The sequence below is a fragment of the Micromonospora fluostatini genome (assembly GCF_050410825.1).
Taxonomy (GTDB): domain Bacteria; phylum Actinomycetota; class Actinomycetes; order Mycobacteriales; family Micromonosporaceae; genus Micromonospora; species Micromonospora rosaria.
In genome coordinates, this window is the sequence record NZ_CP191251.1 from 5,240,488 (window position 1) to 5,254,983 (window position 14,496).

At 76.0% G+C, this 14,496-nt stretch carries 12 protein-coding genes; 7 read left to right on the forward strand and 5 right to left on the reverse strand.

From position 1 onward, the window contains the following. Positions 1-11 precede the first annotated feature (11 nt). The 4 genes from ACQUFX_RS23105 to eccCa form a co-directional block, all read right to left on the reverse strand. The gene (locus ACQUFX_RS23105; protein ID WP_428962404.1) at positions 12-1,397 is read right to left on the reverse strand and encodes a S8 family serine peptidase; all 1,386 of its coding nucleotides are present in this window, start codon (positions 1,395-1,397) and stop codon (positions 12-14) included. A gap of 82 nt (positions 1,398-1,479) precedes the next feature. Then, positions 1,480-1,758, reverse strand: a complete 279-nt coding sequence (locus tag ACQUFX_RS23110; protein WP_067372462.1) for a WXG100 family type VII secretion target — start codon at positions 1,756-1,758, stop codon at positions 1,480-1,482. Positions 1,759-1,786: 28 nt separating this feature from the next. Next, positions 1,787-2,095: a WXG100 family type VII secretion target gene (locus ACQUFX_RS23115; RefSeq protein WP_067372465.1), complete on the reverse strand. Its 309-nt coding sequence runs from the start codon at positions 2,093-2,095 to the stop codon at positions 1,787-1,789. Positions 2,096-2,384: 289 nt separating this feature from the next. Beyond that, on the reverse strand, positions 2,385-6,347 hold the full coding sequence (gene eccCa / locus ACQUFX_RS23120) for a type VII secretion protein EccCa (protein ID WP_428962405.1): 3,963 nt from the start codon (positions 6,345-6,347) through the stop codon (positions 2,385-2,387). 218 nt (positions 6,348-6,565) lie between these two features. Here eccCa and eccD point away from each other — a divergent pair, with 218 nt between their 5' ends. Continuing rightward, entirely contained in the window at positions 6,566-7,963 is a 1,398-nt protein-coding gene (gene eccD / locus ACQUFX_RS23125; protein ID WP_428962406.1) for a type VII secretion integral membrane protein EccD, read from the forward strand. A 76-nt stretch (positions 7,964-8,039) separates the two neighbouring features. Here eccD and ACQUFX_RS23130 read toward each other — a convergent pair whose 3' ends face one another. After that, a complete protein-coding gene (locus ACQUFX_RS23130) occupies positions 8,040-9,218 on the reverse strand; it encodes a type VII secretion protein EccE (RefSeq protein ID WP_428962407.1) in 1,179 nt (392 codons plus the stop codon). A gap of 158 nt (positions 9,219-9,376) precedes the next feature. Here ACQUFX_RS23130 and eccB point away from each other — a divergent pair, with 158 nt between their 5' ends. The 6 genes from eccB to ACQUFX_RS23160 all read left to right on the forward strand — a co-directional run bounded on the left by eccB (position 9,377) and on the right by ACQUFX_RS23160 (position 14,495). Beyond that, complete coding sequence (gene eccB / locus ACQUFX_RS23135; RefSeq protein WP_428962408.1) at positions 9,377-10,834, forward strand: type VII secretion protein EccB; 1,458 nt, start codon at positions 9,377-9,379, stop codon at positions 10,832-10,834. 122 nt (positions 10,835-10,956) lie between these two features. Continuing rightward, on the forward strand, positions 10,957-11,319 hold the full coding sequence (locus ACQUFX_RS23140; protein ID WP_428962409.1) for a hypothetical protein: 363 nt from the start codon (positions 10,957-10,959) through the stop codon (positions 11,317-11,319). After that, the gene (locus tag ACQUFX_RS23145) at positions 11,312-12,577 is read left to right on the forward strand and encodes a WXG100 family type VII secretion target (protein WP_428962410.1); all 1,266 of its coding nucleotides are present in this window, start codon (positions 11,312-11,314) and stop codon (positions 12,575-12,577) included. The genes ACQUFX_RS23140 and ACQUFX_RS23145 overlap by 8 nt, the downstream gene beginning before the upstream one ends. 166 nt (positions 12,578-12,743) lie before the next feature. Further along, the gene (locus tag ACQUFX_RS23150) at positions 12,744-13,094 is read left to right on the forward strand and encodes a hypothetical protein (RefSeq protein WP_428962411.1); all 351 of its coding nucleotides are present in this window, start codon (positions 12,744-12,746) and stop codon (positions 13,092-13,094) included. A 189-nt stretch (positions 13,095-13,283) separates the two neighbouring features. After that, on the forward strand, positions 13,284-14,078 hold the full coding sequence (locus tag ACQUFX_RS23155) for a hypothetical protein (protein ID WP_428967044.1): 795 nt from the start codon (positions 13,284-13,286) through the stop codon (positions 14,076-14,078). 87 nt (positions 14,079-14,165) lie between these two features. Continuing rightward, a complete protein-coding gene (locus ACQUFX_RS23160) occupies positions 14,166-14,495 on the forward strand; it encodes a DUF1232 domain-containing protein (RefSeq protein ID WP_428962412.1) in 330 nt (109 codons plus the stop codon). Position 14,496: the final 1 nt, after the last annotated feature.

Here is a 14,496-nt window from a genome sequence, read left to right on the forward strand (position 1 = left end):
CGGTGTCGGGGTCAGCGCGGGTACGGGTCGGAGCCGGGCGGGGGCGGGGGTGCGGCGGCCGGCCAGGACGGCGGCTGCCCACCCGGTCCCGGCGGGGGAGCGTACGGATACGACGCCGGCGGGTGGCCCGCTGGCGGGGCGTGCGGGTACGGGGCCACCGGCGGCTGCGGACCGAGGTACCCGGCCGGCGGCGAGTCGGCCGGCGCGGCCACCGCCCGGCGACGGGCCCGCCGGTTGACCACCACGAGGACCACCACCACGGCGACCACGGCGAGCGCCGCCAGCAGGTAGAGCGCGAGCTGGAGGCCACCGACCCCGTCGGCGAGCCCGATCGACAGGGGCGGCCCCGGCTCGTCCCCGCTCCCGCCCGGGTCGGGGCGGGGGTCGTCGTCCGCGACGGTGGCGAGCAGCGGGTTGCTGTCGACCGGTGGCACGTCGCGGCGCACCGCCGCCACCGGGTTCACCACCCCGAAGCCGTACTCCGGGTCCCGGCCCGCCGGCCCCTCGTCCCGGGCCGTCCGGACCAGCCGGTTGATCACGTTGGGGGCGTCCAGGTCCGGGTGCGCCGCGCGGATCAGCGCCACCACCCCGGCGACGATGGCGGTGGCGCTGCTGGTGCCGCCGATGAAGCCGTACCCGCTCGGGACGTGGTCGGGCGGACCGATGGAGAGGATCCGCTCCAGCGGGGCGGAGACCGCCACCTCCCTGCCGGTCACCGACTCCGCCGAGGGGCGGCCCCGCCGGTCGACGCCGGCCACCGCGACCACGCCGGGGATGTTGGCCGGGGCGACCACGGTGGTCGAGCCGTCGGCACGGTTGCCGGCGGCGGCGACCAGCACCACGTCCTTGCCCTGGGCGTACCGGACGGCCTCGGCGAGTTCGTCCTCGGCGGCGTCGCTGCCGCCGACCGACAGGCTGATCACGTCGGCGCCGTTGTCGGCGGCCCACCGGATGCCCGCCGCCAGGTCCGCCTGCCGGGCCCGCTCCGGGGTGCCCACCGGCAGGATCCTGGCCTGCGGCGCGATCCCGAGCAGGCTGTTCGCGCCGGCGCCCCGGCCGGCGATCAGCCCCGCCATCGACGTGCCGTGGCCGTTGTCGCTGACGTCGCGGCGGCCGTCGCGGGCCGCGCCGGGGCCGAAGCCCCGGCCGGCGAGCACCTGGCCGCGCAGGTCCGGGTGGGCGGCGTGGATGCCGGAGTCGACCACGGCCACGGTGACGCCCCGCCCCCGGGTCGTCTCGTGGGCCTCCGGCACGCGCAGGGTGTCCAGGTACCACTGTGCCTCGCGGACCGTCTCGGCGGACGCCGGGGCCGGCGCGACCAGCAGGCCGGCGCCGGTGGCGACCAGCACCGTCAGCGCGGCGGCGGACCACCGCAGCGGTCGGAGACGGTTACGCATGACTCCCCCATGAGCCTGGACGGGCAGACGCACAGCGGCTCCGGCCCGGTCGAGCCGGACCGGAGCCGCGGGCGCGGTTAACTCAGCTCCACACCTTGGAGTTGCTCATCTCGGTGGTGACGTAGTTCTCCTTGGCGAGACCGACGGCGCCGCCGATGTCGTTCAGGATGCGGTTGATGTCGCGCACCGCCGTGTCCCACTGGGCCTGGTGCTGCTGGTAGGCGGCGCGGTCCTCGCCCTCCCAGTGCAGCTTGGTGAGCATGGACCGCAGCGTGTCCAGCTTCTCGTCGATCGTCCGCGAGATGGCCTGCATCTGCTGGTTGCTGCTCTCGAGAACGGCGTAGTCGACCTTGATGCTCATGGGTTCCTCCCCTGCTCGTCGCGGCGGATCACGGGTTGAGCGCAGCGTGGAACTTGTCCAGCATCTGCTGCTGCTCCTCGTCGTTGACCTGGTGCGTGGTGCCCGACTTGTCGAGCAGGTCGGCGATGTTGTCCATGGCCGTGAGCAGCTTGGCCGTGTCCTCGTTCCAGCGCGTCATGAGCTGCTGGAAGCCGCCGGAGGCCTGCCCCTTCCAGGCGATGGCCAGGTCGTCGACCACACCCCACAGCTTCTTCAGCTCGCCGTCGACCTCGCTGCGCGTGGACCGCACGTCACTCGCGGCGGTATGCAGAGTCGCAGCTTCGACCTCGAACGCCATGCTTCACATCCTTCCGTCATCGGTTGTGGCGGCGGATCAGCCGCGCCCCATCCCCCGCGGCAAGGCAGAACCACCCCACCGACGGACCGTTCGATAGAGACCGTAGCGGAGCCCGTCCAATCCTCGCAGCCCTGCTCGCGGCCGGTGGATCGGCGCGGCGTCCACGGTCACCGCCCGGCACCGGATCCACACCGGCCGAAGCCGGCCGCCGGCCGGGACACCGGTGACGAGCGCCGGGCCGGGGGCGGCGACGGGTGCCGGGCCGCGACGGAGGGCGACCGATGGGGACTCAGCCCGGGTCGGCCCAGGCCGTCTGGATCAACTGCTGGCCGTCGCGCCGCCGGACCAGGGTGCCCCGGCCGGGCGGCTGCGGGCTCGGCCGCAGCGTGCCGAAGACCGCACCCTCCTCCCGGTTGCCGGACATCAGCAGGCCGGGCGAGTCCAGCTCACGGAGCCGTTGCAGCACCGGCTCGTAGAGCGCCCGGGCCACCCCGCCGACCCGCCGGGCGACGATCAGGTGCAGGCCGATGTCCCGGGCCTGCGGCAACAGCTCGTGCAGCGCGCTGAGCGGGTTGTTGCCGCCGGAGGCCACCAGGTCGTAGTCGTCGACCAGGATGTACAGGTCGGGGCCCTTCCACCAGCTCCGGTCACGTAGCTGCGCGGTGGTCACGTCCGGGCCGGGCAGCCGGTTGGACAACGCGCTGCGGATCGAGGCCAGCCCCTGACCGAACACCTGGTTGGACGGTGCGTAGTCGAGCAGGTGGTCGCCCTCGACCGCGCCGAGCAGCCCGCGCCGGTAGTCGGCGATCACCAGTCGGGCCTGCGCCGGGGTGTACCGCTCGGTGATGCCCCGGGCGATCAGCCGCAGCAGGTTGGTCTTGCCGCACTCGGCGTCACCGAAGATCGTCAGGTGCGGCTCGTTGGCCAGGTCGAGGTGGACCGGGGCGAGCGCCGACTCGTTGACCCCGATCGGCAGGCCGGGCACCGACCGGTCGACGATCCGGGCCAGCTCGGCGACCGGGAGCCGGCGCGGCAGCAGCCGTACCTTCGGCGCGGGCCGGCCCGGCCACGCCGCCGCCACGTGCCGGGCCAGGTCGACCGAGGCCTCGGTCAGGTCCTCGACGCCCCGCCGGCCGTCGATCCGCGAGATCGCGGCGAGGAAGTGCAGCTTGTCCCGGGTGAGCCCGCGCCCCGGGGACTTCTCCGGCACGTTCGCGGCGGCCCGCCGGTCGATCTCCGACTCGTTCGGGTCGCCGAGCCGCAGCTCCAGTTTGGTGCCGAGCAGGTCCCGCATGTTGATCCGGATCTCCGCCCAGCGGACCGCGGTCAGCACCACGTGCACCCCGAAGCCGAGCCCCCGGTTGGCCAGGTTGGTGATCGTCTGTTCCAGCTCCTCGTACTCCTGGCGGAGCGTGTTCCAGCCGTCCACCACGAGGAAGACGTCGCCGAACGGGTCGTCGCCGAACTCGCCGGCCGCCCGTCGCCGCCGGTAGCCGGCCATCGAGTCGATGCCGTGCTGGGTGAAGCGCAGCTCCCGCTCGTCGATCAGGGCCACCACCTCGGCCACCGTCCGGCGGACCGCCTCGGTGTCCCGCCGCCCGGCCACCCCGGAGGTGTGCGGCAGCGCCTCCAGGCTGCGCAGCGCGCCGCCACCGAAGTCGAGGCAGAAGAACTGCACCTCACGCGGGGTGTGGGTGAGCGCCAGCGAGGCGAGCATCGAGCGCAGCATGGTGCTCTTGCCGCTGAGCGAGGCGCCCACGATGACCACGTTGCCGCCCGCCCCGGCCAGCTCCACCAGCATCGGGTCACGGCGCTGCTCGTACGGGCGGTCGACCACGCCGACCGGGACGACGAGCTTGCCCCGGCCCGGCCACCCGGCGGTGCAGAGCCCGTACGTCGGGTCCTTGCCCAGCGCGGGCAGCAGCTCGCCCAGGCCCGGCGGCTCGGCCAGCGGGGGCAGCCACACCTGGTGGGCGGGCTGGCCCCGGCCCTTGATCCGGTCGATCAGCACGTCCAGCATGGCCACGGTACGGCCCTCGGCGGCCTGCTCCGGCTCCGGCGCGGTCTCCACCTCCAGCTCGGGCGCGGGGGCGGGCACGAAGTCCACCCCGTACGGCACGATCCGGCGTCGTACCATCGCCCGCGACACCGGGGCGCTCTCCCCCGGCGCCCGGTACGGCCCGGAGACGTACGCGGCCCGGAACCGCAGCATCGTGCTGGTGTCGGTCTTCAGGTACCCGTGGCCGGGGGCGTTGGGCAGCTCGTACGCGTCCGGCACGCCGAGCACGATCCGGCTCTCCACGGCGGAGAAGGTGCGCAGGCCGATCCGGTACGACAGGTGGGTGTCCAGGCCGCGCAGCTTCCCCTCCTCCAGCCGCTGCGAGGCGAGGAGCAGGTGCACGCCGAGCGACCGGCCGAGCCGGCCGATCATCACGAACAGGTCGATGAAGTCCGGCTTGGCGGCGAGCAGCTCGCTGAACTCGTCACAGATGATCAGCAGGCTGGGCATCGGCTCCAGCGGCTCCCCGGCCGCCCGCGCCTTCTCGTAGTCGAACCGGGAGACGTAGTTGCCGGCCGCCCGCAGCACCTCCTGGCGGCGGGTCATCTCGCCGGCCAGGGCGTCGCGCATCCGGTCGACCAGGGGCAGCTCGTCGGCCAGGTTGGTGATCACGGCGCTGGTGTGCGGGAGCGCCTCCAGCGAGGCGAAGGTCGCGCCGCCCTTGAAGTCGACCAGGACGAAGTTCAGCTCCGCCGAGGAGTGGGTCACGGCGAGCGCGCCGACGATGGTGCGCAGCAGCTCGCTCTTGCCGGACCCGGTCGCGCCGATGACCAGGCCGTGCGGGCCCATGCCCTCGTGCGCGGACTCCTTGAAGTCCAGTTCGACCACGTTGCCGTCGGGCCCGACGCCGAGCGGGATGCGCAGCCGGTCCCGGTGGCCGCGCGGCTGCCAGGTCTGCCGCACGTCCACCGTGGCGGCGTCGCCGACCCCGAGCAGGTCCGGCAGCTCCGTGCTGCGGGCCAGCGGCTCCTCCGCGGTCGCCTGCTGCTGGGAGAGCCGGTACGGGGCGAGCTGCCGGGCCAGCCCCTCGGCCGCCGCCGCCCCGAGCCGGTCCGGGCGGCCCAGCCGGGACGAGGAGGTACCCCGGACCAGTTCCAGGCTGCTGCCGTCGCCGGTGTCGAGGCAGAGCAGCCACCGGCCGGCGTCCCGGGGCACCGTCCCGGAGAGGTCGACGACGGTGGTGCCGAGCAGGCCGTGCCCGGTGAGCTGGCAGGTCGCCGCGATCTCGCCGCCGTCGACCACCACCACCAGGTGCGGCGCGGTGGTCAGCGGCTTGGCCTCGGGGGTGAACCGGGGCCGGCCGGCCAGCAGGTCGGCGAGGGCCTCCTCGGCCTCGGCGAGGCTGCCGAAGACCAGCCGGCGGGCACCGGCGGCGTCGGTCCGCGAGGTGTGCTGGGTGTGCGGCAGCCACTTCACCCACTCCCAGGCCGCCTGCCGGTCGGGGGCGGCCACCACGACCACGACCAGGTCGTCGGGGGCGTGGAAGGTGGCGAGCTGGGCCAGCGCGGCCCGGGTCAGGTCGAGCACCGGCTCCCGCTCGCCGCGCAGCACCACCCGGCTGAACGCCCGGACGGAGAGCGCGGTGGGCAGGTCGGGCACCGTCGAGTGGGCCCGGACGAACCGGCGCAGCGCGATGGCGCTCATCGGTTCGAGGTCCTCGACCGGCTTCGTCTCCGGCGGCACGATCTCCACCGCCAGCCGCTGCGGCCCGGTGGCGACCCGCGCCTCACCGAAGTCGTCCTCGGTGACCCGGCGCTCCCACATCCGCCGCGACGCGGCGATCGACCAGAGCGCGTCCGGCTCGGGGTGCCGCCAGGCCATCGCCGCCCGCTGCTGCTCGGCCGCCCGCCGGGTGCGCCGGCGCATCTGGGCGAGGTACCGCATGTAGTCCCGGCGCTCGGCGTTCAGCTCCGCCTTGTCGTTGTTGCCGGTGGCCAGCGAACCGATCGCCATGCCCAGCATGGACACGCCGAAGAGACCACCCGCGACGTACGTCATCATGCCGCCGCCCCGCCCGGCGTAGAGGAAGGCCATCGCGCCGACCCCGCAGATCATCGGCAGGATCATCAGGAGCTGGCCCATCCCCCGGGGGGTCGGCTCGGGCAGCTCCGGAGGGGACTCCAGCAGCACCTCGCCGCGCGGCAGGGCGGGGCCCGGTTGGCGTGGAAGCCGGCGGAACACCACCGTGCTCACGGCTGTCTCCTCCCCCAGAAGCGGCCCGCCCACGATGCGCGGCGGCCGGGGCCGCGACCGGGGTGGCGGCGGCCCCCGGGTGGCGCGTGACCGGCCGGAGTCGTCGGGTGGGCATCGTACGTGCCCGCCATCGTAGGTAATCTCCCGTGGGCGTCGTGGACCCACGGGGGCGATGCCGCCGGTCACGGTGGATCGCAGGAGCGCACGAGGAGGCCGCAGTGGCGACGAGGACGCCGACCGGCGGGCTGAGCCGGATCACCGTCGTGGCGCCCAGGACCCGGATGGATCTGGCCCTGCCCTCCGACGTCCCGCTCGCCGACCTGCTGCCCACCCTGCTGCGGTACGCCGGTGAGGACCTGGCCGACGAGGGCGCCCGGCACGGCGGCTGGAGCCTGGCCCGGCTGGGCGGCCCGCCGCTGGACGGCGGCCGGACCGCCGCGCAGCTCGGCGTCCGCGACGGCGAGGTGCTCTACTTCAACCCCCGGATCTCGGCGGCCCCCGAGATCGTCTTCGACGACGTGGTGGACGCCGTCGCCACCGCCACCAACCAGCGCGCCGGCGCGTGGCAGGTCGGCACCACCCGGTCCTTCGGGCTGCTGCTCGCGGCGGCGGCGCTGGGCGCCGGGGCCCTCGTCGCGCTGACCGCCGGGCCGCCGCACCTGCCCGGCGCGGTGACCGGGCTGCTGCTCGCGGTCGTCCTGGTGGTCGGCGCGGCCGTGCTGTCGCGGGCCGCCGGGGACAGCCGTACCGGCGTCGTGCTGGCCACGGTGGGCCTCGGGTACGCGGCGGTCGGTGGCCTGCTGCTGCTCGCCGGGGACCGGCCGCTGCACGAGCTGGCCGCCCCGGACGTGCTGTTCGCCGGCACCGCGGTGGTGGTCTTCGGCGCGGTGGCGGCGCTGGCCGTCGGCGACCGGTTGCCGCTGTTCTTCGGCGCGGTGGCGATCGGCGCGGCGGTCGTCGGCGGGGCGCTGCTCGCCCTGCTCTTCGACATCGGGGCGCCGGCCGCCTCGGCGGTGGTCGCGGCGGTCGCGTTCGGCACCGTGCCGATGCTGCCGATGACGGCGTACCGGCTGGCCCGGCTGCCCATCCCGTCCATCCCGACCGGACCGGACGACCTGAAGAGCGACACCGAGTCCGTCGACGGCCGGCAGGTGCTCCAGCTCAGCGAGCGTGCCGACGAGTTCCTCACCGGCCTGCTCTGGACGGTGTCGCTGCTGGTGCTCGGCACCGAGGTCGTCCTCGCCCTGGACGGGCGGCTGCCGGCGGTGCTGCTCGGCCTGGTGCTGGCCCTGCTGTCGCTGCTGCGGGCCCGCCCGTTCCTCGGCCGGGCGCAGCGGATCCCGGTGCTGGTCGCCGGGACCGCCGGGCTGGGCCTGACCGCGTACGCCCTCTTCGCCGGGGGATCGCTCGCGGTCCGGCTGGGCCTGGTCGTCGGCGGGCTGGTGCTGGTGGCGGTGATCAGCCTGGTCTACGGGCTCACCGTGGCCGGCAAGCGGATCTCCCCGGTGTGGGGCCGCACCCTGGACATCGTCGAGATCCTGCTGATCGTGGCGTTGGTCCCGCTGGCCTGCTGGGTCTGCGGCGTCTACGAGTGGATCGTCCACCTGCGCCCGTGACCCGCCGCCACCCGCCGCGCCCGGCACCGGTCCGCTGCCGGCCCGCCGCGCCGGCTCAGGACGCGGCCCGCTGGTGTCAGGTGCCGGGGGCGATGGTGCCGGCGGCCGTGCCCACCGGCGCGGTGGCGTAGACGCCCGGCCCGTGCTGGCCGTCCAGCGGGCGGGCCGGGGTGCCGTGCCGCCGGGCCAGCTCCCGGACCACCTTCACCAGCGCCTCGACGTGGTTGTCCATGGCGGCCACCCGCAGCAGCGGGGGCACCGGCCGGCCGCCCGGGACGACCACGGTCGCCAGCGTGTGCGAGGGGGCCGAGGTCCCGGTCACCACGTCCACCAGGCCGGCCAGCGGTGCGCCGGAGCGGACCCGCAGGGTCAGGCAGCGCTGGCTCCACCCGCCGCCGGCCAGCCCGGTCCAGGTCTCCGTCGGCGGCTCGGCGGTCAGGTCCAGCCCGGCGGCGGCGAGCACGGCGGCCCGCAGCCCGTCCCGATCCAGCACCTGGTGGTGCAGGCCGGCCGCGGTGAGCGCCTTGCCGAGCCGGCCGATCCCGGCGGCCACCGTCCGGTGCACGCCGGCCACGCCCCCGCCCCGGCTCACCGCCTCGTTGCGGGCGTGCGGCACGGAGATCCGCAGCGCCACCCAGACCGTCCGGTGCGCGGCCGGCGGCGCACCCGGGGTCGGGTACCAGACCAGGGTGTGCGAGACCACCTGGGCCAGGGTGACCGGGCCGACGAAGTCGCGCAGCACCGCCAGGGCCCGGTCCACCACGGCCGCCGGCACCGAGCCGGCCGCCGCCTGCGGACCGGCGGTGAGGGCCACCGCCGCGAACCAGCCCCGGCCGTCCCGCCCGATACCCATCCGGGTGCCCCGCTCGGTCAGCTCGACGACCGACAGCTCCGGGGCGAGGGCGGCCAGCCGGGGATCGGCGGTGCCGTCGGCGACGGCGGCACGGGCGCTGCGGCGGCGGTTGCGCAGCCGGCGGCGCAGCATCACGTCCTCGTACCACCACCGGCCGCCCCGGCGGCCGAAGAGCGCGGCGAGCAGGAGCACCGCCAGGGTCGTCGCCACGCCGAACAACCAGCCCGGCCCGGTCGAGGCCACCCAGACGCCGAGGAGGCACAGCTCCAGCGCGACGAGCTGACCGACCACCACCGGGCCCATCCGGCCCTGGCGACGCCGGTCGCTCGGCGACACCGGCCGGTCGGGCGTAGCCGAGGGGGGCCCGGCGCTACGACCGGGGGGCGCCTGCACCTGCGTCATCGGCGAACGTCCCTTCTGGGGCTCGGGGTCGACGGTCGGATCCGGTCGGCGTCGACCCCCGTGGGGCCCGGGGTCCTGCCGACGGCCCCTTATCGTAGGGAAGCCCACGGCGGCCGACGGACCTGCTCGCCGTGGCTCGACCCCCGTCGGAGGTGTGCATGCGGACCCGCCGCGACCAGGTGCAGGCGTACCGGTTCGTCACCCGCCGGATCGTCTCCGCCCTGCTGGCCGGCGACCCGGAGACCCCCAACCTGCCGATGCGGCGGCTCGGCCTGGCGGTCTTCGGCAGCGTGATCGCCGCCGCCGTGGTGCTCGGCGGGGTCGGCGCGTACGGGCAGCTCACCGGCAACGCCGCCCCGCTGGAGTCGAACACGCTGGTGATCGAACGGGAGACCGGCGCGACGTACGTCTTCCTCGACGGGCGGCTGCACCCCACGCTCAACTACGCCTCCGCCCGGCTGATCCTCGGCGACGCGCAGCCGACGGTCCGGACCATGTCCCAGGCGTCCATCGCGGACCGGCCCCGGGGCAGGGCGGTCGGCATCGTCGGGGCTCCCGACGCGCTCCCCGGCCCGAAGGCGCTGACCGGACTGCCCTGGTCGGTCTGCGACGTGCCCGACCCGGCCAACCCGCGCCGGTCGTACACCCGGGTGGTGATCGACCGGCCGCTGGCCGGCGGCACGCCGCTGGCGGAGCGGGGCATGCTGGTCTCCGTCGACGACGAGCGGTACCTGCTCACCCGCGACACCCGGCTGCGGGTCTCCGGCGGTGACCAGGCGCTCACCGCGCTGCGGATGGCCAGCGCGCCCACCGTCCGGCTGAGCGAGCAACTGCTCAACGCCATCCCGGCCGGCCCGGTGCTGCGCAAGCCGTCGATCAGCGGGCAGGGCGACACCACCGGCACCCTGGTCGGCGACGGGCCGGGGCGGATCGGTCAGGTGTACCGGGCCGCCGGCGAGCACTACGTGCTGACCCGGGACGGGCTCGTCTCGATCAGCGAGATCAGCGCCCTGCTGCTGCTCAGCGACGGTGGCCGGGTCACCGACATCACCCCCGACCAGGCCGGTCGGCTGCTGGTCCGGCAGCAGGTGGACGCCGAGGGGCTGCCGCCGACCCTGCCGGAGCTGCACCCGGCCCGCAGCGGCGAGACGGTCGTCTGCGCGACGTACCGGCAGGGCGTCGACGGCGCTCCGGCGGGCACCCGGATCGAGGTGTTCGACCGGCCACCGGCCGAACTCGCCCCGGACGCGGCCGACGTCACGCAGGTCCGGCAGGGGGCGCGGGACGCGGTACGCACCGCCGAGAGCGTGCTGCTGCCCGGTGGCAAGGGGGTGCTCGTCCAGGCCGGACAGGGGGCCGGCGAGGGGGCCGGCGCGGCTCCGGGCGCGACCGTCTACCTGATCAACGAGCAGGGGCTGCGGTACCCGCTCGGCGCGGACGCGCTCACCGCCCTCGGGTACGAGGGGGTGACCCCGACGGTGGTGCCCGCCTCGTTGCTGGCCCTCGTGCCGACCGGCCCCGTCCTGGACCGGGAGCGGGCGTTGAGCTTCTTCGAGCCGGCCGCCGCCGAGCCCGGCCCGAGCGCCGGACCGGCGACGACCACCACCGGCGGCTGACCGGCCCTGGTGGAGCCCGGCCCGGCCCCGGCGGGGCCGGCTGCGGCGGGTCGGCGGGGCTGGCCGGGGTGGACTAACCTGTGGCTGGTCAGAGGTTGGCGACGAACGACGGGGATGCTGCCATGACCGGTCGCACGACAGTCGACGTACTGTCCTTGGAGGACTTCCACCGGCGGTTGGCCGGTCGCCTCGCCGAGGCCGAGAGCGTGCTGCGCAAGCTCAGCACCGAGTTGCAGTGCCGGCCGCCCGCGCTCGGCACCTTCACGGACGCGACCAGCAACGCCCGGCACTACTCCGAGGTGCAGTCCTCCTACCAGGAGCGGGCCGAGCGGCTCCGGGACGCGGTGCGGGCCGCCCAGACCGCGACCCAGACCATCCTGGCGAACTACCAGACCACCGAGGCACGCAACCGGGCCAACTCCCGGGACATCGCCGCCGTCCTCGACGGCGTCGAGGACGCCCTGGAGGAGAAGCGCGATGTCTGAGTACACCCAACGCTACGAGCCGGTCAGCCACCAGCAACTGTACGACGGCGTCCGGGCCGGCGACCCCGAGCAGATCGAGGGCCTCGCCACCGGGTGGAGCACGATGCGGGACACCCTCAACGACCTGAGCCGGAGCCTCGACGGCGACCTGGAGGGGCTCGCCGGCACCTGGAGCGGCGCGGCCGGGCAGGAGTTCCAGCGGCGGCTGACGCTGATCGTCCGGTACGCCGAGACACTGGCCGAGGGGATGGCCGACGTCCGGCAGGGGCTGTCCACGATGTCCGGCCAGCTCCGCACGGCCAAGCAGGACGCGGAGAGCCCCGAGGAGACCGACGACCACGACAAGGCCATCTCCGGCGCGGCCAAGGGCGCGATCTTCGGGCTGCCCGGCGCGGCGATCGGCGGGTTCCTCGGCCACCAGCAGGACAAGGCCGAGCGGGAGAAGGCGCACCAGCGGATGGTGCAGCTCGTGGCGGGCCTGGCCGCCAGCTACGACCTCACCGCCGCCACCCAGCTCGTCACCCCGCCGGTCCCGCCCACCGACCTGCCCGGCGGGGTGGACGGCGACCGGCCCACGCCGCGCGGCGGGCCGGGGGTGCAGACGCCGACGGCCGCCCCCACCACGGGCCTCGCCGGCCCCGGCGCGACGGCGACGACCGGGCCGGGCACCACCGCGCACGGTTTCGAGTCGACGGGCACGACCGGCTCCGGCGGGGGCGGCGTCACCACCGGCGGGACCACTCCGGTGACCGCGTTCGACCCCACCGGGCCGGGCAGTTCGCTGGCCGGCGCGGGGGCGTCGCCCGACGGCACCGTCCTGGCCGGCACCACCCCGGGCACCGGCGCCCCGGGCGCGGGCTCCGGCTCGGGCCTGCTGCTCGGCGCGGGTGCGGTCGCCGCCGGCGGGGTCCTCGGCACCGGCGCGCTCGCCGGCTCCGGGCGGGCCCCGGTGACGCCGGCGGCCCGACCGGCCGGTGCCGTCGCCGGCCTGGACAACCGTTCGGCGATGGGCACCGGCCGCCTGGCGGGCGGCCGGGCGGGCGCGGAGGGCGGTGCCCACCGGCCCGGCGCGACCGGTAACTCCCCGGCGCACCGCTCCGGCATGGTGGGCGGCACCGCCAACCGGGCCGGCGTGCTCGGCGGCCGGGGCAGCGGCGACCAGGAGGACCCGGACGGCCGGCTGACCTGGCTGACCGAGGACGAGATGGTGTGGCAGGACGCCCGGTCCACCGCCCCGGCGGTGCTCGACGGGAACTGAACCGTCACGACCTCACCGGCGGCGCTCCCGTGACCGGGGGCGCCGCCGGTCGTCGTCCGGCCTCCTCCGATCGTCCATGTCGGACAGTGGTACCGGTCACGTGATCCACTCCGTGCGTCCGGCTGCGGCGGTGGCGCCCGGGAGATAGGTTGGTCGGGTGCCGCCCATGACGTCCGCCCGCCCCCGTGGCCGGGCGACGCTGCGCGCGTTGCGGGATCTGACCCGCCTGGCGGTCACCCTCCTGGTGCTCGCCATCGGTCTCAGCGGCGCGACCGCCGCGCTGGCCGGTGCGCCCTCCGCCGCCACGGCCGCTCCGGGCGTGTCGACCGGCCGCGTCGCCGAGCTGCGGCCGGACACCTCGACGGTGGTGCGGGAGGCCGAGCCGGCCCCGCAGCCGCCGGCCACCACGGACGACACCGTCTCCGCCCCGCCGGCCGCCGTCCGCGCGCCGTCCCCCGTGACGGTCGCGGCCCCGCCCCCGGGTGTTCCCGGCCGGCGCGGCCCACCCTCGGCCTGACCGGCCGCCACCGCGCACGGCGGTACGCACCGGTGCCGACGGCGGACCCGCCGGGCACCAGGCACCGTCGCGGTGACCGTCGTCGCCGCCCCCGCGCCGGCCAACCCTCCCGCCGTCGGACCGACGGCCCCCGGCCCGCCACCGGGCCACCCGACCGTCCTCCCCTCCTTCGAGTCCGAGGTGCTGGTGATGCAGACCGTCCGCTCCGCCGTACTGATCGACGTCCCGCAGGCCGCCGTGATCTGGCTGGTCCTCCTCGCCGTGGTCGGGGTGACCGTCGCCGCGCTGCTCGTCGTCCGCCCGGGTCGGCGTCGGCTCGACGTCGCCGGCCGGATCCGCGAGGCCGCCATGCCGGGCCGCCTGGAGGAGGCCGAGGAGGAGCGGGAGCGGCAACGGTACGCGCAGGAGGTGGCGGTGGCCGCCGAGCGGGCGGGCACCACCGCCCAGCGGCGGCGTACCGAGTGGCTGGCCGCCCAGGAGGCGGTGGAGGCCGCCTGGCAGGCGTACCAGGAGGCGGAGGAGGACGTCCGCCGGTTGACCGCCGCCGCCGCGATGCCCCTGCCCCGGACCGCCCGCACCCCCGCCGAGTACGCCGACCGTGAGCGGTTCCTGCACCGGACGGCGCAGGAGGCGTACCGGCGGCAGGAGCTGTCGGCGGAACAGCTCGGTGACGCCCTCGCGTACCGCAACGGGTGGGACCCGCGCCGGCACCCGGTGGAGCAGGAGCTGTTCCTGCGCCGGGCGGTACGGGACAACCTGCTCGCCCGGCACGAGGCCGCCCGTGCGCAGGAGCAGGCCGCCTGGCGGGCCGCCGAGTTGGCCGTCGCCGCCGCGGGGAGCCTGCGTGCCGAGGCCTTCGCCGCCACCGAGCCGGCCCCGGCCACGGAGTCCTCGCTGCTGCCCGGCTCCGACACGGCGGAGTTCCCGGTGACCGTCCGGGAGAGCACGCCGCCCGCCCGGGGCGCCGCCGTTCCCGTCTACTGACCGTCCCGACACCGGTTCGGACACTGGCCGGTATCGGACGGGTCCGATGGGCGCGGGGTGTCGTCCGGTTCCGCTAGCGTGGGGAGCATGTCCCAGGAGACGTGGCTGCTGGTCGTGCTCGGCGGCATCGTGGCGCTCGCCACCCTCGCCGGTGCGGTGGTGTTGGCGGTGCGGGTGGTCCGCACCCGGCGGATGCTCGGCAGCCTGGGGGCCAGCGGAAAGGTCGCCTTCTACGGCGCGCTGGCCTACACGGTCCTCCCGGTGGACCTGCTCCCCGACCCGATCTACCTGGACGACATCGGGGTGCTGGCCGCCGCGCTGATCTACCTGACCCGGCTGGCCCGGCGGCGCGGGGTCACCGACCGGCCGGTCTCCGGCGTGCCGGACGCGGGCCGGGTGCAGCGACCCGTGCCATGAT